This window comes from Rathayibacter sp. AY1A4, assembly GCF_002930955.1.
GTDB lineage: Bacteria > Actinomycetota > Actinomycetes > Actinomycetales > Microbacteriaceae > Rathayibacter.
The window spans coordinates 48,527-66,072 of the sequence record NZ_PSTN01000014.1; the positions used below are offsets into that span (position 1 = coordinate 48,527).

The window sequence follows — 17,546 nt, forward strand, 5'->3', positions numbered from 1 at the left end:
CACGAAAGGCCAGACCATGACACCCACCCACCGCGCGGCACGCTGGGGTGCCGCGATCCTCGCCGGAGGCCTGCTGCTCCCGCTCGCCGCCTGCTCGAGCGGCTCCGACTCCGGTGACGCGGGCGGCGACTCCGCCCTCACCGTGATGATCGGCTCGTCCGGCGACGCCGAGACGACCGCCGTCACCGACGCCGTGAACGCCTGGGGCGAGCAGAACAGCACGACGGTCGACGTGGTCGCCGCCAGCGACCTGACGCAGCAGCTCGGCCAGGGCTTCTCCGGCGGCAACCCGCCCGATCTCTTCTACATGAGCTGGGACCAGTTCCAGACCTACGCGAGCAACCGCTACCTGGAGCCGTACGCCCAGGACGCCGGGAACGCCGACACCTTCTACCCGGCGCTGCGCGACGCGTTCAGCTACGACGACCGGTTCTACTGCGAGCCCAAGGACTTCTCCACGCTCGGCCTCGTGATCAACACGGACCTCTGGGCGGCGGCCGGCCTCACCGACGCGGACGTCCCCACCGACTGGGCCTCGCTCGAGGCGGCGGCGACGAAGCTGACCGCGAACGGAGTGACCGGGCTCTCCTTCGGCGCCGAGTACGCGCGCATCGGCACCTTCATGAACCAGGCCGGCGGATCGCTCCTCTCGGAGGACGGCACCACCGTCACCGCGGACACCCCCGAGAACGTCGCGGGCCTGACCGAGGTGAAGACGCTGCTCACCGACGGCGTGCTGAAGTTCCCGGCCGCGCTCGACTCCGGCTGGTCCGGCGAGGCGTTCGGCAAGGGCGCGGCGGCGATGGTCATCGAGGGCCCGTGGATCAACGGAGCGCTCGCGGCCGACTACCCCGACGTGAACTACCGCGTCGCCGAGCTCCCCGCCGGCCCCGGCGGGAAGTCGACCTTCACCTTCAGCAACTGCTGGGGCATCCCCGTCGGCAGCGCCACGGCCGAGAAGACGGAGTCGCTCGTGTCGGCCCTGACCTCGGACGAGCAGCAGCTCGCCTTCTCGGACGCCTTCGGAGTCATCCCCTCCACCGAGACCGGAGCCGCCGAGTACGCGACGAAGTACCCCGAGAACTCCGCCTTCGTCTCCGGCAACGACTACGCGGTGAGCCCGGTGGCTTTCGCCGGCGCGGCGACCGTCATCACCGACTTCAACTCGGCGCTCGAGGGCCTCGCGACCGGCGACCCGGAGTCGATCCTCGGCGATCTGCAGACCAACCTGCAGGACGCGCTCGACACCGCGAACGCGAAGTAGCCCGGCCGGGAGGCGGCGGACCCGACCGCCGCCTCCCCGTGCCCGACCGGCACGCCCCACCCCGCGCACGTGAGTCGAAGGAGACGCATCGATGAGCACCACCGCCGCCCCCCGGAGCCGCCGCTCCGGCATCCGCGGGCACGAGGCCCGCTACGGCTGGCTCTTCACCCTCCCGGCGATCGTCGTGATCGGCGTGTTCCTCGTCGTCCCGATCGGCCTCGCCCTCTGGGTCAGCGTCAGCAACTGGAACGGGCTCGGCTCGCCCCTCGGGCCGACCGCGCAGTTCGTCGGAGCCGACAACTACCGCGCGGTGCTCACCGACTCCGGCCTGGCGCAGAAGGACTTCGGCACCGCGATCCGCAACAACGTCTACTACGTGCTGCTCGTGGTGCCGCTGCAGACCGCGCTCGCGCTCTTCCTCGCCGTGCAGGTGAACCGGCGGATCCTGCGGGGCCGGGGCTTCTTCCGCACCGCCTTCTACTTCCCCTCCGTCACCTCCTCGATCGCGATCACCGTGATCTTCCTGTTCCTCTTCTCCGCCTCCGGCGTCGTCAACGCGGTGCTCGGCTGGTTCGGCGCCGACGGGCCGACCTGGATGGCCGACCCGACCGGCGTTCTGCACTCGCTCCTGGGCGCCGTCGGCGTCGACGGCTCCGGGCCGCTGGCCGCGGGCGCCCCGCTCGGCCTCACCTGGTGGGACTGGCTGTCCGGCCCGTCCGTCGCGATGTGCGTTCTGATCACGATGGCGATCTTCACCACCTCGGGCACGTTCATGCTGCTGTTCCTCGCGGCGCTGCAGAACATCGGCGCCGAGATCGACGAGGCGGCGCTCATGGACGGCGCCGGCCCGCTCCGGAAGTTCTTCTCGGTCACTCTGCCGATGCTCAAGCCCACGCTCTTCACCGTGCTGACCCTCGGACTGATCGGCACCTGGCAGGTGTTCGACCAGATCTACCTCACCGGAGGAGGGGCGCCGGGCAAGACGCTGCTCACCCCGGCGTACCTCGCCTACGAGTCCTCGTTCACGGATCTCCGCTGGGGTCAGGGCGCCGCGATCGCCTTCATCCTCTTCTTCATCATCGTCGTGCTGACGCTCCTGCAGCGGGCGCTCCTCCGAGAGAAGGGGGAGCCGCGCCGGCGCCCCCGCCGCGCCGCCCGCGCCGACGCCGCGACGACCCTCACCACGGGAGGCATCCGATGAGCACGCTGACCGAGCCCGGCACCCGCGCCCCCGAGAGCCCCGAGCCCGCCGCGCCGGTCCCGCACCGCCGCATCCGCCTCGGCGCGCGCGGCCGCGCGTCGCTGATCGGCGGCTACCTGCTGCTGATCGCGCTGGCGCTGGTATACATCTACCCGTTCCTGATCTCGGTCGCCTCGTCGTTCAAGTCGGACGCCGACGCCACCGCGAACCCGCTGTCGCTGCTGCCCGCGACCTGGTCGTTCGCCTCCTACGAGCGGCTGTTCACCGACGTCCCGCTGCCGCTGTGGACGCTCAACTCGGTGATCGTCACCGTGTTCGTCACGGTCGGCCGGGTCTTCTTCGACTCGCTGGCCGGCTACGCGCTGTCGCGGCTGCGCTTCCGCGGACGGGGCCTGCTGTTCGCGCTGTTCATCGGAGTGATGAGCGTGCCCGCGGTGGTGCTGCTGATCCCGCGGTTCCTGATCCTCAAGCAGCTCGGCCTCTACGACAGCTACGCGGGGATGATCGTCCCGCTGATCGTGGACGCGGCGGGGATCTTCATCATGAAGCAGTTCTTCGACTCGATCCCGCTCTCCATCGAGGAGGCCGCGCGGATCGACGGAGCCGGAGTGTTCCGGACCTTCCGCTCGATCGTGGTGCCGATGGCGCGTCCGGCGATCGTGACGCTGTTCATCCTGTCGTTCCAGGGCTCGTGGAACGAGTTCTCGCACTTCGTGGTGTCTCGGCAGTCGCCGGAGCTCAACACGCTGACGACCGGAGTCGCGTCGCTCGTGTCGGGGCAGCTGGGCACCGGCAACCAGTACCCGCTGCAGCTCGCGGCCGCGGTGCTGATGTCGATCCCGGTGGCCGTGCTGTTCTTCGTCTTCCAGCGGCGGATCATGAACACGACCGAGGGCGCGGAGAAGGGCTGACGCGGGGGCTCCGGCTCCTGCTGAGCGAGCATCGCGCGTGGGTGACCGGTTCCTGCTGATCGAGCAGCGCACAGGGCGCGTATCGAGATCCGTGTCCGTGCGACGGGCCTCGATACGCGCCTGCGGGGCTGCTCGACCAGCATGCGGGAGTGCCGCCGCTACTTCGCGAGGAACTCCAGGACGACGCGGTTCCACTCCTCCGGGTGGCTCACGGTCACTCCGTGCGGGGCGCCGTGGACGACGTGCAGCTCGGAGCCGGGGATCGCCGCGTGGGTGCGGGCGCCGGAGCCCTCGAACGGAACCGTGCCGTCGCCGTCGCCGTGGATGACGAGCGCGGGCACCGACACGTTGGGCAGGTCCTCGCGGAAGTCGGTGGTCGCGAACGCCGTCATGCAGGCGAGGGCCGCGTGCTTGGCCGACTGCTTCGCCAGAGCGATCGCCTCCTGGCGCTGCTCCTCCGTCACCTTCAGCACGCCGTCGACCGAGAAGAAGTCGGTGGTGAACTGGTCGTAGAAGTCGTCCTCGCTCTTCGTGAGGCCCGCGGTCATCTGCGCGGCCTGCGCCTTCTCGAGCGGGCCGTCCGGGTTGTCGTCCGTCTTCATCAGGTACGGCGGGACGGCCGAGGCGAAGACGACGCTGTGCAGGCGATCGGCGCCGTACTTCGTGAAGTAGCGGGCGACCTCGCCGCCGCCCATCGAGAAGCCGACCAGGGTGACGTCCTGCAGGTCGAGCTCGGTGAGGAGGGTGTGCAGGTCCTCGGTGAGCGTGTCGTAGCTGTAGCCGGTGAGCGGCTTGTCGCTGCGCCCGAAGCCGCGGCGGTCGTAGGTGACGACGCGGTAGCCGGCCTCGGCGAACGCGGGGACCTGCTCCTTCCACGACTCGCCCGAGAGGGGCCAGCCGTGGATGAGGACCACGGGGCGGCCCGATCCGCCGGTGTCGTCGACGTGCAGGTCCGTGTCCTTGAAGAGTCCGTGGTGGGCGGTGATCTCGGCCATGGCGAGTGCTCCTTCCGGCGCCGACGATCGGCGTCACTTGATGTTCGAGGACGTCCCTGCGAGCGGATGGCCGGGGCGGGGAGGGTTGACAGCTCCCGTCACTCCGCGACGACGGCCGCGGCGAGGCCCCGCAGCGCGGTGTGCAGCCCGGGGCTCATGGGCAGCCCGGCGTCGAGCACCGCGTTCGCGGCGGCGACCAGCACCGGTGCCGCAGGGGAGGAGACCACGGTGAGGCCGGCGGGCGGATCCGCGTCGCCCGAGGGCCGCACGACCAGGACGAGCCGGGAGCTGGGAGCGCTCGTGCTGATCGTCGCTCCCGATCGGGCGGGCAGCACCGCGAGGGTGCCGCGGCCGACGAACTCGCGCTCCTCCCGACTGGCGACGGTGAACGCGCCCTCGAGCGGGAGCAGGAGCACCACCGACCCCGGGTCGGCGCGGGGGCTCGGGCGGAAGTCGATCGTGCCGGCCGTGTGCCAGATCCGCCGGAGGAGCACGCCCTCGGCAGCCGCCTCCTGCCCGGTGACGGCGAACGCGGGGTCGGGCCCGGCCTCGGCGTGGCGGGCCCGCAGCCAGTGCCGGGCGGAGTCGCCGCGGAGGGGCATCGGGCGGATCAGCGGATCGGACACGGCGGCTCCCGAGGAACGCGGACCTGAATCGGCCGAGACAGTGAGGAACCATCATCCTAGGAGCGGCGGGAGGCGTGGTCTCCGGAGTGGCGCGTCCTCACATGCCGATGCCGCCCCGGCCGCGCTGAGCGCGACGCCGGAGCGGCATCCGAAGGGTGGTGCGGACTACTGGAATCCGCCGCCGCGGTCCTCCGGGTCCTCGATCGGGTCGGAGTCGGGAGTGTCGATCGAGTAGGTCACGTGGACCGCCTCGCCGACCTCCTTCGCGGAGACGGCGTTGTAGACGAGGTGCGTCTCCTGGCCGTCGACGGCGGCGTAGACGTCGACCTCCTTCTCGTAGCCCCCCTCGGTGCTGACGCGGTTCTCGGTCTGGCCGTCGAACGGCCCGCCCTGGAAGAAGGCGAGGTAGCTCTCGCCCTCGGCGAGTGCGCGGATGTCGTTGCTCATGCCCCCAGGTCTACCACTCGGCGCCTTCCCGCCGCTCGGCCTTGCGCTCGGCGGGCGGAGGAGGGCCGGGGCGCCGCATTCCTCACGCCGGTCGTTCTCGGCTCCGCGGCCGGGGTCAGGAGGCCGACCGTTCCATCCGGCGCCAGGCTCCGCCGAGCAGCGGAGTGCCGGCGGCGACCACGTAGACCACGGCGGTGACGGCGAAGGTGAGGCGGAGGCCGAGCGTGTCGGCGGCGAGCCCTCCGAGGACTCCGCCGAGCGGCATCCCTGCCCAGGTCCCGGCGGACACGAGTCCGAGCACGCGCGCCTGGAGGGCGGTCGGGATGCGATCGAGGAAGACCGCGCCGAGGATCGGGTTCAGGGCTCCGGCGGCGAGCCCGCAGACGGCGGCCGAGGCGGCCAGCCCCACGACACCGAGACCGAGAGCCGGCGCGGCTCCGTAGGTGGCGGCGACGAGGAAGCAGGCGGCGAAGGGGATCCGGCGCGGCAGGCGGTGCGCGACGAGGCCGAAGGCGAGCGTTCCGGTCAGGGCGGCCGCGCCGAACACGCCGGAGACGAGGCCGAGGGACGACGCGCCCTCGAGGTGCCGCTCGGCGTAGAGGGGGAGGAGCGTGCTCGACCGGGCGGCGTCGAGGGTGTTGGTGACGAGGACGAGGGCGATGATGCAGCGCAGGAGGGGATCCCGGCGGATGAAGCGCAGACCCTCCCGGAGGTCCGACCAGTAGCCCGTCGAGCTCTCCTCCGGCCCCTCGGGGGTGGTCGACGGTGCCCGGACGAGTGCCGCCGTGAGGATCGCGGACGCGGCGAAGGACACTGCGGTCGCGAGGAGGGCCGCATCGGCGCCGAGAGTGCTGACCATCACCCCCGCGAGCGGCGCGCCGAGCATGGTGGAGAGGCGGGTGGTGGCGTCGAGGAAGCCGACCGAGCGCTCCAGCGGGATGCCCGCCGTCTGGGAGAGGCGGGGGAGGAGGACGCGTCGGGCGGTCTCCCCGGGGACGTCGAGGAGGCCGCTGACGAAGACGATCGTCAGGAGGACCGGGAACGGCAGCGCGTCGAGCGCGGTCAGGAGCGGGATGAGCGCGAGACTCGTGCCGCTCACCGCGTCGGAGAGCACGGACGACCGCACGAGGCCGACACGATCGACGAGTGCGCCGCCGAGCGGCCCGCCGAGGAGGACGGGTGCGGTCGCCGCGGCGGCCGCTGTCCCTACCTCCACCGGTCCTCCGCCCGCGCTCAGCACCAGGAACGGCACGGCGAACAGGGTGACGACGTTGCCGGTTCTGGAGAGGACGTGCCCGACGAGGAGTGCGGCGAGGGGCCGCGAGGAGCGCTCCGCCGCGCTCATCGCGGCCGGCGGTAGGCCTGGACGAGGAAGAACACCTCTTCCGACCCGTCGTCGGTCCGGTGGTCGTCGCTGATCCGCGCCCACTTCCGGTCGAGCTGCGCGAGCTCGTCGCGCAGCTCCCACAGCTGATCCGCGCTCAGGCGCCAGCGGCGGTCGCTGCTCGTGCCGGCGCTCACCCACTCCTCCGGCAGCGTCGGCGTCGACGCGAGGTACTCGTCGTACTGCTGCGCGTAGACGCGGGAGATCGCCGCCGCCATCTCACGGAGGGCTCCGAGCTTCTCCGGGTCGCGTGCGACCTCGCTCTCGTCCCACACGGTCTCGAGGTGCTTCGCCCTCCACCAGCGTTCCCGCCGATCCCGGCCCGACTCCGGCGCCTCCTCGATCAGCCCGGCTCCCGCCAGCTTCGTCAGGTGGTAGCTCAGCGTCCCCGGCGCCTCGTCGATGTGCTCCGAGAGCTGCGCGGCGGTTCGTGGGCTGAGCTCTCGGAGCAGCCCAAGCAGGCGTAGGCGGGTGGGGTGAGCAAGGACGCGCATGTGAGCTGCGTCGTGCAGATTCGATCGGTCGACCATGCGCTCAGCCTAAAGCACAAGAAAGATTGTGCAAGAAGCGTTGTGTATCTGGGTGGCGGCGCGGTACTTCGACGACCCGTCAGGGCACGAGCCGCTGCGTGATCGAGGCCGTCGGCCCGCTCAGCGCGATCTCGGCGAGCGCGCCGTTGACCAGGGGCATCTGCGGCGGCTGGTGCCCGGTGTCGACGTCGAGGATCACCGGCACGCCGAGATCGCCGAGAGCCCGCCGCACCGCGTCCTCCTGGCTCAGCTCGGGCAGGGACGCGCCCTCGGTCCGGCCGATCAGGACGCCGGTCGCCTGCTCGAACCACCCCGCGAGCCGGAGGGAGGTGAGCATCCGGAGCACCGAGACGGAGTCGGACCCGGCCGCCTCCAGGTAGACGACGGTGCCCTCCGCCGCGTGCCGGCGAGCGAAACCCGGCACGTCGCCGTAGGGCGTGCCCGCGAGCAGGGACACCGTCTCGAGGCATCCGCCGATCAAGCGGCCGGACATCGCCGCGTCCGCTGCCCCGTCGAGCGAGCGCCAGCGGGTCGGCTCCTCGTAGGCCCGATCGCGGTCGAGCGGCTCGTCCGCCCACGCACCCCACGGACGGCTCCGGCGTCGCGGCGCGGCGTGCTGCGTGAACGCGGCTCCGGGCTCGAGACCGGCGACCTCCGTCCAGCGGTGGAACCCGACCGGCAGCTCCCACGGCTCGTCCATCAGATTGGCGCCGTGGATCGTCGCGAGCCCGGTCGTCGTCGTCAGGGGCAGGAGCAGCGTCGAGACGTCCGACCAGCCGACGAACCAGGGCCGGGCCTCCGCGAGGGCGTGCCAGTCGAGCCTCTCCAGCAGCTCGACGGCGAGCTCGCCGCCCCATGGAGGAAGGACCGCGTCCCCGCTCCGGAAGGCGTCGTGCAGGTCGGCCGCCCGATCCGCGGCGGACGCCGGAGCGAGTCCGCCGAGGAGGGCGTGCGGCCGGACCCGGACGTCGTATCCCGCCGAGCCGAGTCGGCGCGCGGCGTCCTGCAGCCGGTCGTGCAGGTGCTCGGGGACTCCCATCGAGGGCGCGGGCACCTCCACCCGGCCTCCGACGCGGAGGGGCGCGGGGTACGTGATGCTCGCCATCCGACGACGCTAACGCCCCTCGCGGTGACGGGCTTCGAATGCTCCGTCCGGCGAGTACCTCCGCGCCCTTCCTGCCCCGACTCGCGGGCGGCCGCTGAGCGCGATCGCGAGAGGGGTCGGCGCGAGTGCCGCGCCGCCCACCCACCCACTCGTGCGCAGCGCCGCCCGCCGGGAAGAAAGATGGGGCCGGGAGGCGCACCGGAACGTGACGTCCCGGTCTCGCACAGGCGTCTCGGCTCCGCTGCTGCCTGCGGCGACCCGCGCCACGCGGCGCCCTCAGCTCGTGAGGCGGCCGATCTCGTCCTCGGAGAGGAGGCGGTCGGAGTAGAGCACGATGCGAGCCGCGGGGTCGGGGCTGTGCGCATCGGGGCCCGCCCACCTCCGGTCGAGACCGAGTCGAGCGACCGTCCGGTGCGATCGCTCGTTCCGTTCCGCGACGACCGCGGTCACGGGGAGCTCCGGCCTGAGCCGCCGCGCCCGCGCGATGCCTGCGGAGGCGATCTCCTGGGCGTACCCCCTGCCCCAGTGGTCCGGATGGACGGTGAACGCGACGTTCCAGGCCGTGTCGGTGAGGAGGGTGCATCCGCCGATCCCGATCGCACCGTCCGCGCCGCCCTCGGGACTCCGCAGCCGGACGACCCAGCTGCTGAGGTCGTCCCGTGCCCACTGCGCCGTCCGGCGGGCGAGCACCGCCCGGGTCTGCTCGACGGAGCCGTGCCGGAGGAGGGGGTCGCCCGCCGCGATCCGCTCGTCGGAGTACAGTCGCCACAGCTCGTCCAGATCGCTCTCGGCGGGACGGAACAGCCGGAGCCGCTCGGTCGTCTCGTCGGGGCGATCACCGGCGCCGATGCTGCCGCCGCTCGCTCGAGGGGGGACTCGCGACCACCGGCGCGGTCGCTGAGGGGTGAGGCGAGCGCGGTGACCGCGCCTGGACGTCCACCTGCTCAGCCCGTGATCAGGCCGGTGAGGCGGTCGGCGGCGGCTCCGACGGTCGAGACCGCGCTGACCGTGAAGAGGCACGCGACGCCCCAGAACCAGGTGCGACCGGGTGCCCCGGCGCTGCGCCGCTCGAAGGCGAGCCACCAGGCGCCGACCACCGAGACGCACGCCGCGACCACCGAGCCGAGCGCCATGCGGACGTACTCCTCCGGTCCGGGGGAGGACCAGGCCGTGGTCGCGAGGACGATGAGCAGCGGGGCCACGATCATCCCCAGTGCGCCGAGCAGCACCGCGTGGAGGTGACTGCGGGGAGGGGCCCCGGCCGTCGTCGTCGCGGTCCGCGTCCGAGTCGTGTCCATGCCGCGTCCCCCGTCGCCGCGGTCCGGTCCGCGCTGCCCCGACGCTATCCGCTCGCTGTCCCGCCGTCACCCCGCACCTCGAAGCGGGCCGCGTGCCAGGGTGGCGTCAGCACCACGCCGCCCGCGCCGCCCCGGCCGAACGCCGAGAACGTAGGATGTCCGGGATGACGATCGGACGCCGCCTCTTCCTCTCGGGAGCCGCCACGGGAGTCGGGCTCCTGGCTCTCGCGGGCTGCACGCCGTCGCGTCCGACGCCGACCCGCTCCGTCACGAAGGCCCCCGTGCCCACGCCGAGCACCACCGCCGTCCCCGCGCCGGCCGCCTTCGTGCGCTCCGCCTGGGCCGAGGATCCGTACGCGCTCGGCTCCGTCTCGTACCTGCCCGTCGGCGCGACGCCGCAGCACCGCACCGACCTGGGCACGGCGGTCCTCGACCGCGTCTTCCTCGCGGGCGAGGCCACCGACACGGAGGCGCCCGGCACGCTCCAGGGCGCCTGGAGCTCCGGGGTCCGCGCGGCCGCCGAGATCAGCGCCGTCGCCGACGAGGGCGAGCGGATCGCGATCGTCGGGGCCGGTCTCGCCGGAGCGGTCGCCGCGCGGCGCCTGTCCGACGCGGGCTTCGACGTCACCGTGGTCGAGGCGCGCGAGCGCACCGGCGGCCGCATCGCCACCGCGACTCCGGACGGCTGGCCGATCGCCGTCGAGACCGGAGCCTGGGCGCTCACCGGCCCGGGAGCCGCCCTGCGCGAGAGCATCGCGGACGCGGGCGTGGTCACGACCGCGGTCGACCTCGCCGACGTCCGCTCGAGCGACGCCGACGGCGCGGCTCTCGACACCGGCACCACGGGTGCCGACGCCCTGACCCGTGCTCTCGAGTGGGGAGCGGAGCAGCCGGAGGATCTGGCGCTCGCCGAGTCGTTCGCCGGCTCCGGAGCGCCCGATCCCGCCGAGGCCGAGCCGGGCTCCGGCGACGGCGACGCCGCCCGCGTGGCGGCGCACCTCGCCGGGACGACCGCGCTGCGCACCGGCGCCGCTCCCGAGGAGCTCTCCTCCTGGTACGGACTGGGCGACGCCTCCGCCGCCACGACCGCGGAGGAGCTGAGCGACGACTCCGGCGACGCGCTGCTGACCGACGGGCTCGCGCCGCTGGTCGACACCTTGCTCGCCGACGTCGAGGTCTCGCTGCGCGCCGTGGTGAGCGGCATCGGCTACACGGAGACCGGCGTCAGCATCCGCCTGGGCACCGGCGAGTCGTTCACAGCCGACCGGGTGCTGGTCACCGTGCCGATCGGGGTGCTCCAGACGGACGCGATCGCCTTCGACCCGCCGCTCCCGTTCGCGCAGCGCGCGGCCGTCGCGGCCCTCGGCTCCGGCGTCGTCGAGACGCTGTGGCTGCGCTTCGACGAGGCGTTCTGGGAGGCCGACGCCCCCGCGCGCTGGTCGCTCGTCGGCTCCGAGGCGGGCATCACCGAGTGGCTCAATCTTCAGCCGTCGACCGGCGAGGCGGTGCTCGTCGGGCTGGTCGGAGCGGATCAGGCCCTCTCGCTGCAGGATCTCAGCGACGACGAGCTGGTCACCCTCGCGCAGACGGCGCTCGAGCCGTTCGCCGTCGTCCCCGGCTGACGAGCTCGCGGAGCCGCGCCAGCGGCCCCCGCCACTCCGACGCGTGCGCCGCCCCGAGCGGCCGCACCCGGCTGAGCGCGAGGACGAACGCGGCGATGCCGGAGATCAGGCTCAGCACGATCACGTCGTAGAGCACGAACATCACGGGTCCGTCGACCTGGCCGGGGTCGAGGAAGAAGTACGGGTACCAGCCGATGAGGGCCCCGCGGACCAGGGTGATGACGCCCCAGACGATCGGGAAGCCGAGCACGGTCAGCGCCCCGCGCCAGGCGACCGGGCGGCGGCCGGGTCCGAGGATCCAGTCGAGGATCGCGAGCGTCGGGATCACGAAGTGCAGGAGCGCGCTCGACCAGGGCACGTCGACCCGCACGCCGCGGTTGTTGGCCTCGACCGCGATCAGCCCGAAGACGATCCCCGACACGACCATGTAGGTGAGCACGAGCGCCCGCACCGTGCTGAGCCAGCGCGGCTCCCGCTCGCGCGCGAGGGCGACCAGGCCGGACAGGCCCAGCACCACGACCCCGGCCATGTTCGACTGCGTCGTGAAGTAGGCGAAGAAGTTGTCGATCTGGAACGCGCGGAAGCCCAGTGTGTAGAAGAAGTCGCCGACGAGTCCGACCGCGCCCAGCCCGGCGAGGGCCAGGCGGAGGATCGCGAACGCCTTCCGCACACCCGCTCCGATCCGTCGCCGCTGGGCCCGGAGGGCCGGACTTCCGGACGATTCTACGGTCGCCGCGCTCGGAGCTCCCCGAGCGCGCAGCTCCGCCGGACGGGGGAGGCGGGCCTCGCGGAGGCGATCTAGCGTGGAGCGATGGTGCGCGCACAGGACGGGAAGGGTTCGGGTCGGATGTCGTCGGAGGAGGCGTCCCGGCGCTGGAACGCGGTCACGGGTCCGCTGTTCCTCGCGGCGGGAGCGGTCTTCGCGGTCCTCGGGAATCCGGTCTGGCCGGTGTTCCTCGTCCTGGGGATCACGTTCCTCGGGCTGACCGCCGGCCCCGGGAGGCCGACGAGCCGGAGCGGAGCGCAGGAGCCGGACCGCGATCGGTGACGCGCGCTTCGCGACGCGGACACTCGCCGGACGCGTCGCCGGGATAGCGTGCGTGTCATGCCCTTCACGCCGAGCCACGCCGTCGTCGCGCTCGCGTTCTCGAACGGCCGGATCCCCGCCGCGGCCGTGGCCATCGGCGCGATGGTCCCGGACATCGGCATGTACCTCCCGATCGCCGTCGCCCGCGAGTCCACCCACTCCCTCCTCGGCGTCGTCACCGTCGACCTGCTGCTCGGGATGCTCGGCCTCGCGCTGTGGAGCGCGGTCGTCGCTCCGGCCTGGCGCGACCTCGCGCCCGCGCTGGTCCGCTCGCGCCTGCGTCCCCGGCGCTCGCCGCCCCGCGGGGCCGCCGAGTGGATCCGCGTGCTCGTCTTCGCGGCCGCCGGCATCGCCATCGGAGCCGCCAGCCACGTGATGTGGGACGGCTTCACCCACCGGGGCGGCCTCTTCGTCTCGGCGATCCCCCTGCTGCAGCAGGAGCTCGGGCCCTTCCCCGGCTTCCGATGGGCGCAGTACGCGAGCGGCGTGCTCGGGCTGCTCGGGCTCGGGATCGGCGCGGTGGTCTGGTACGTCGGCCGCCGTCCCCGGAAGCTCCGCTCCGACGGCCGGCAGCCGGTGCGCATCGCGGCCGCGGCCGTGGTGCTCGCGGCCGCGGTGGTTCCCGCCGGGATCGTGCTGGCGGGGGCGGGCATCGATCCGCTCGACGCCGCCTACCGGGCGCACGTGGTGCGGGCGGCGATCCTGCTCGTGGGCGGCGGCGCTGCGGCCGCGGTCGCCGTCGCGGCGGTCTGGTGGCTCACCGGCCGAGGGGTGCGCGGGGCCGTCGTCTGAGACGACGGAGGACGAGCCTGTCGTCTCAAGGGAGCACGGGCATCCGTCGCGAGGAGGATGCGCCGGTGCATAGCCCACCGATAGCGTCGGACACGGCCCGTTGGGGCGGGCCGCCTTCGGGGGAAGGCACTAAGGGGAAATCGGGGGCTCGCGGCACACGCCGCGGGCCCTCTACCCGTTTCCGGGCCCGCGCCGGCTCGGGGCCGCCGCCGCCTCAGCGCCGCTTCGAGCGCGGCCGGTTCTGCGCGGCCGGGCGCTGCGGGATGCGCGGAGCGCCCTCGCCGGCGGCTCCCTGGGGGAGCGAGGACGCGGGCGGGATCGGGCGGCGGGTCACCGGGCGCACCGGCTCGCCGCGGCGCGTCTGGCCGGGGATCGGACGGGAGCGGCGTCCGTAGATCAGCTCGGACGAGTCCAGCAGCCACGGCACCAGCGCCACCGTCACTCCGTGCACCAGCAGGAGCTTCTGGCGGATCCGCCGCGACTTGTGGTTGTGGAGGAACGCCTCCCACCAGTGCCCGACGATGTACTGCGGCATGTAGACGGTGGTGATCTCGGAGCCGTGCTCGAGGCGGTGGGCCTTGATGTACTTGATCAGCGGGTACGAGATGTCGCGGTAGGGAGAGGCCACGCAGCGCAGCGGCACCTCGATGTCCATCTGCGCCCAGTCGGCCTTGAGCTGCGCGGTCTGCGCGTCGTCGATGGAGGAGTGCACCGCCTCCAGCGTCTCGTGCCGCGCCGCGATGGCGTAGTCGAGAGCCTTCAGCGTGGGCTTGTTCATCCGGCCCACCAGCACGATCGCGTGGTCGCCGTTGGCGCCGAAGGTCGTGGTCGGGTCGACCTCGATCTCCTTCTCGACGTCGCGGTAGTAGCGGTAGACGCCGGCCATCAGGACGCCGAGGATCGGCATCACCAGGTAGACGAGCCAGGCGCCGTGGGTGAACTTCGTGATCGTGACGACGACGAGCACCGCGAACGTCAGCGTCGCGCCGAACAGGTTGATGGCCAGGCTCGTGTAGACGGTGCGCGAGCCCTCGCCGTTGCGGATCATCCGCACCCAGTGCTTGACCATGCCCGACTGCCCGAGCGTGAACGAGACGAAGACGCCGATGATGTACAGCTGCACGAGGCTCGTGAGCGAGGCCTGGTAGACGAGCAGGATGATCGCGGCGACGAGCGCCAGGATGATCACTCCGTTGGAGTAGATGAGGCGGTCGCCGCGGGTGTTCAGCGACTTGGGCGCGTAGCCGTCGCGGGCCAGCACGGAGCCCAGCAGCGGGAAGCCGTTGAACGCGGTGTTCGCCGCGAGGAGCAGGACGGCGGCGGTCGCGGCCTGGATGATGAAGAACAGGATCGTGTTGTTGCCGAACGTGGCGGCGGCGACCTGCGCGATCACGGAGCGCTGCGGGGTCGTGGCGCAGTCGGCGAAGCCCACCAGGTGGCAGGCGTTCTCGGCGTAGTGCACGTTCGAGAGCAGGGCGAGGGCGGTCAGGCCGACGAAGAGCACGATCGCGATCGTGCCCATCGCGACGAGGGTGCGCTGGGCGTTCTTGACCTTCGGGGCGCGGAACGCGGGCACGCCGTTCGAGATCGCCTCGACGCCCGTGAGCGCCGCGCAGCCGCTGGCGAAGGAGCGCAGCAGCAGGAGGACGACGGCCGCCTGCGTGAGCTGCTCGCCCTGCACGGTGAAGCCCGCCGACTCCGCGACCGGGGTGTCGCCGAAGGCGGTGCGGACCAGGCCGACGACGACCATGACGAAGACGCTCGCGACGAAGAGGTACGTCGGGACGGCGAAGGCGCGGCTCGACTCCGAGACGCCGCGGAGGTTCACGGCCGCCAGCAGCACCACGAAGAGGATGGCCAGCTCAACCCGCAGCGGCGCCAGCTCGGGCACCGCGGAGATGATGTTGTCGACTCCGGAGGCGACGGAGACGGCCACGGTGAGCACGTAGTCCACGAGGAGGGCGGCGGCGACCGTGAGGCCCGCCGTCTCGCCCAGATTGGTGCGAGCGACCTCGTAGTCGCCGCCGCCGGACGGGTAGGCCCGGATCAGCTGGCGGTAGCTCAGCACCACCACGACGAGGAGGACGACCACGCATGCGGCCACCCAGGGGGCGAAGGTGAGGAAGGAGAGCCCGCCGAGCAGCAGGATCATCAGCAGCTCCTGCGGCGCGTAGGCCACGGAGGAGAGCGGGTCGCTGGCGAAGATGGGGAGCGCGAGCCGCTTCTGCAGCAGCTGTCCCTCGAGCTTGTCGCTGGGGAGCGGCTCGCCGATGAAGAAGTGCTTGGCGGTGCGCAGCTCGGTCGCGTCGGCCGACGATCCGTCCGCGGCGGACGGGGGGCCCTCGTGTGTCACGAGCGATGACACTACTCCGTACGAGGGGGCAGTCAAGACGGCCGGGAGCGGGCCGAGCGGAGGCTGATCTCGCGCTGTGACCGGGAGTTTCCCGGTGCGGCGGGGAGCGGCGGTCGGCGTGCTCGCGGCCGGCGCCCCGAGCGGGGGGTCAGCGGCCGTCGCGGGTCGCGGCTCCGATCAGGCCGGTGAGGCTGTCGCGGAGCGCGGTGAGCTCCTCGAGGGGGACGTCGAGCCGCTCCGCGATCTGCGGAGGAACCTGCAGGGCCTGCTCGCGGAGGGCCGCTCCGGAGGGGGTCAGCGCGACGTCGAGGCGGCGCTCGTCGTCGCTGCTCCGGGCCCGCGTGACGTGGCCGCTCGCCTCCAGGCGCTTCACGAGCGGGCTGAGCGTGGCCGGCTCGAGGCGGAGGGCGGAGCCGAGGTCGGCGAGCGAGCGGGGGCTGCGCTCCCAGAGCGCGAGCATCACGAGGTACTGCGGGTGCGTGAGTCCGAGCGGTTCGAGCACGGGGCGGTACAGCCCGATGACGGTGCGCGCCGCGACGGCGAGGGAGAAGCAGACCTGGTTCTGGAGGGCCAGCGGGTCGGTTTCCACGGCGTCATCCTCTCATCGTGCCCTGATGGTTAGTACACTAAGGATATGACGCGGAAGAAGACCGGCTCCCTCTACCAGCGCTTCAACGCGCGGCTGTTCCCCTGGATCGGCCCGCCGCCGCTCGGCCCGTACGATCAGCCCGAGCAGGAGGCGCCGGCGGGGCAGGCGTGCCCGCTCTGCGGCCGGCCGATGTCCGAGCACGTCATCGACCGCTCCGGTCCGCGCACCCAGCTGTACTGCCCGAGCGACCCCTCCTGAGTCGCACGCCCCCGTTCGGGGGTCAGGGGCTTGGGGCGGCGGGGGCGGATGATGAGCGCATGTCCCGTCTGAGCCCCACCGCCGCCCGCGTCGTCCAGTACAGCCGTTTCGGCGACGCGGACGTCCTCGAGATCGTCGAGGTCGAGCGGCCGAAGCCCGGGGCGGGCGAGGTGCTGGTCGAGGTGCTCTCCGCCGGGGTGAACCACATGGAGGCGTTCATCCGGCAGGGCCAGTTCGACTCCGACCACTCCGCGGCCTTCCCGATGCGCCAGGGCACCGACTTCTCGGGCGTCGTCGTCGCCCTCGGCGAGGGCGTCACCGACATCAGGCTCCGCAGTGACGTGGTCGGCCACGCGCTCGTCGGCTCCCACGCGACCCACGTCGTGGTGCCGCGCCGCAACCTCGTCGCCAAGCCCGCCTCCGTGAGCTGGGAGGTCGGCGGCGCGCTGTTCCTCGCCGGAGTGACCGCGTGGCGCGCGCTGGAGGCCACGCATGTGGGACCCGACGACACCGTCCTCGTCTCCGCGGCGGCCGGAGGAGTCGGCAGTCTCGAGATCCAGCTGGCGAAGCTCCGCGGCGCGACGGTGATCGGCACCTGCGGCGAGCGCAACTTCGACTACCTCCGCCAGATCGGCGTGAAGCCGGTGGTCTACGGCGACGGGATCGCCGACCGCATCCGGGCCGCGGCGCCCGGCGGGGTCACGGTGTTCCTCGACAACTTCGGCGGGGAGAACGACGCCCTCGCCGACGAGCTCGGCATCGCGGCGGGCCGCTTCCACTCCAGCGACGACCGCAAGGAGATCGAGCTGCGCGCCGTCTGGCCCGACGCCGAGACCGCCCAGCGCGACACCGAGATCCTCGGCGAGCTGGTCGGCCTCGTCGGCGAGCAAAAGCTGCGGGTGCTCGTCTCGGGCTTCTACCCCTTCGACCAGGTGCAGGACGCCTTCGACGACCTCGAGAAGCGGCACTCGCGCGGCAAGATCGTGCTCGGCATGAACCCGGTGGACCCGGCGAAGGTCACCAAGGCGCGCGACATCCACGAGGCCGGCCGCTAGCCGCACCCTCCCGGCGGCTGTCCGGGCTG

The 17,546-nt window shown here is 72.6% G+C and carries 19 protein-coding genes; 8 read left to right on the forward strand and 11 right to left on the reverse strand.

Annotation, left to right across the window (positions count from 1 at the left end):
- Positions 1-16 precede the first annotated feature (16 nt).
- The 3 genes from C5B92_RS09985 to C5B92_RS09995 all read left to right on the forward strand — a co-directional run bounded on the left by C5B92_RS09985 (position 17) and on the right by C5B92_RS09995 (position 3,376).
- Positions 17-1,264: an extracellular solute-binding protein gene (locus C5B92_RS09985; RefSeq protein ID WP_104256053.1), complete on the forward strand. Its 1,248-nt coding sequence runs from the start codon at positions 17-19 to the stop codon at positions 1,262-1,264.
- Between the two features lie 91 nt (positions 1,265-1,355).
- Positions 1,356-2,465 carry a carbohydrate ABC transporter permease gene (locus tag C5B92_RS09990; protein WP_104238714.1) on the forward strand — a complete coding sequence of 370 codons (1,110 nt, stop codon included), beginning with the start codon at positions 1,356-1,358 and terminating at the stop codon, positions 2,463-2,465.
- Positions 2,462-3,376 (forward strand): carbohydrate ABC transporter permease, encoded by a 915-nt coding sequence (locus C5B92_RS09995; protein WP_104238713.1) that lies wholly within the window; start codon positions 2,462-2,464, stop codon positions 3,374-3,376. Before C5B92_RS09990 ends, C5B92_RS09995 begins: the two co-directional genes overlap by 4 nt.
- A 158-nt stretch (positions 3,377-3,534) precedes the next feature.
- Here C5B92_RS09995 and C5B92_RS10000 read toward each other — a convergent pair whose 3' ends face one another.
- The 8 genes from C5B92_RS10000 to C5B92_RS17305 all read right to left on the reverse strand — a co-directional run bounded on the left by C5B92_RS10000 (position 3,535) and on the right by C5B92_RS17305 (position 9,761).
- A complete protein-coding gene (locus tag C5B92_RS10000) occupies positions 3,535-4,371 on the reverse strand; it encodes an alpha/beta fold hydrolase (protein ID WP_104223760.1) in 837 nt (278 codons plus the stop codon).
- Between the two features lie 98 nt (positions 4,372-4,469).
- The gene (locus C5B92_RS10005; RefSeq protein ID WP_104256055.1) at positions 4,470-4,997 is read right to left on the reverse strand and encodes a hypothetical protein; all 528 of its coding nucleotides are present in this window, start codon (positions 4,995-4,997) and stop codon (positions 4,470-4,472) included.
- A 165-nt stretch (positions 4,998-5,162) separates the two neighbouring features.
- Positions 5,163-5,444, reverse strand: a complete 282-nt coding sequence (locus C5B92_RS10010; RefSeq protein ID WP_104223758.1) for an oligoribonuclease — start codon at positions 5,442-5,444, stop codon at positions 5,163-5,165.
- A gap of 115 nt (positions 5,445-5,559) precedes the next feature.
- Positions 5,560-6,789 carry an MFS transporter gene (locus C5B92_RS10015; protein ID WP_181028792.1) on the reverse strand — a complete coding sequence of 410 codons (1,230 nt, stop codon included), beginning with the start codon at positions 6,787-6,789 and terminating at the stop codon, positions 5,560-5,562.
- A complete protein-coding gene (locus C5B92_RS10020; protein WP_104256056.1) occupies positions 6,786-7,358 on the reverse strand; it encodes a winged helix-turn-helix domain-containing protein in 573 nt (190 codons plus the stop codon). Before C5B92_RS10020 ends, C5B92_RS10015 begins: the two co-directional genes overlap by 4 nt.
- A 79-nt stretch (positions 7,359-7,437) precedes the next feature.
- The gene (locus C5B92_RS10025) at positions 7,438-8,463 is read right to left on the reverse strand and encodes an LD-carboxypeptidase (RefSeq protein WP_104256057.1); all 1,026 of its coding nucleotides are present in this window, start codon (positions 8,461-8,463) and stop codon (positions 7,438-7,440) included.
- Between the two features lie 276 nt (positions 8,464-8,739).
- Positions 8,740-9,483: a GNAT family N-acetyltransferase gene (locus C5B92_RS10030; RefSeq protein WP_181028793.1), complete on the reverse strand. Its 744-nt coding sequence runs from the start codon at positions 9,481-9,483 to the stop codon at positions 8,740-8,742.
- The gene (locus tag C5B92_RS17305; RefSeq protein ID WP_181028794.1) at positions 9,408-9,761 is read right to left on the reverse strand and encodes a hypothetical protein; all 354 of its coding nucleotides are present in this window, start codon (positions 9,759-9,761) and stop codon (positions 9,408-9,410) included. The genes C5B92_RS10030 and C5B92_RS17305 overlap by 76 nt, the downstream gene beginning before the upstream one ends.
- A 164-nt stretch (positions 9,762-9,925) precedes the next feature.
- Between C5B92_RS17305 and C5B92_RS10035 the strand changes: the two genes are divergently transcribed.
- Entirely contained in the window at positions 9,926-11,383 is a 1,458-nt protein-coding gene (locus C5B92_RS10035; RefSeq protein WP_181028795.1) for an NAD(P)/FAD-dependent oxidoreductase, read from the forward strand.
- Here the strand turns inward: C5B92_RS10035 and C5B92_RS10040 are convergent.
- Entirely contained in the window at positions 11,334-12,053 is a 720-nt protein-coding gene (locus tag C5B92_RS10040) for a Pr6Pr family membrane protein (RefSeq protein WP_104233845.1), read from the reverse strand. The two genes, C5B92_RS10035 and C5B92_RS10040, sit on opposite strands and share 50 nt — an antisense overlap.
- 141 nt (positions 12,054-12,194) lie before the next feature.
- On the opposite strand from C5B92_RS10040, the gene C5B92_RS10045 reads away from it, so the two are divergent.
- Complete coding sequence (locus tag C5B92_RS10045; protein WP_104353577.1) at positions 12,195-12,431, forward strand: SdpI family protein; 237 nt, start codon at positions 12,195-12,197, stop codon at positions 12,429-12,431.
- A gap of 57 nt (positions 12,432-12,488) precedes the next feature.
- Positions 12,489-13,262: a DUF4184 family protein gene (locus tag C5B92_RS10050; protein WP_104256060.1), complete on the forward strand. Its 774-nt coding sequence runs from the start codon at positions 12,489-12,491 to the stop codon at positions 13,260-13,262.
- A 214-nt stretch (positions 13,263-13,476) separates the two neighbouring features.
- On the opposite strand, the gene C5B92_RS10055 is transcribed toward C5B92_RS10050, so the two are convergent.
- Positions 13,477-15,615 carry an APC family permease gene (locus tag C5B92_RS10055; protein ID WP_374952928.1) on the reverse strand — a complete coding sequence of 713 codons (2,139 nt, stop codon included), beginning with the start codon at positions 15,613-15,615 and terminating at the stop codon, positions 13,477-13,479.
- Between the two features lie 148 nt (positions 15,616-15,763).
- The gene (locus C5B92_RS10060) at positions 15,764-16,204 is read right to left on the reverse strand and encodes a MarR family winged helix-turn-helix transcriptional regulator (RefSeq protein ID WP_104350356.1); all 441 of its coding nucleotides are present in this window, start codon (positions 16,202-16,204) and stop codon (positions 15,764-15,766) included.
- A gap of 45 nt (positions 16,205-16,249) precedes the next feature.
- On the opposite strand from C5B92_RS10060, the gene C5B92_RS10065 reads away from it, so the two are divergent.
- Entirely contained in the window at positions 16,250-16,462 is a 213-nt protein-coding gene (locus C5B92_RS10065) for a hypothetical protein (protein ID WP_104223750.1), read from the forward strand.
- A gap of 59 nt (positions 16,463-16,521) precedes the next feature.
- Positions 16,522-17,517, forward strand: a complete 996-nt coding sequence (locus tag C5B92_RS10070) for an NADP-dependent oxidoreductase (RefSeq protein ID WP_104226826.1) — start codon at positions 16,522-16,524, stop codon at positions 17,515-17,517.
- Positions 17,518-17,546: the final 29 nt, after the last annotated feature.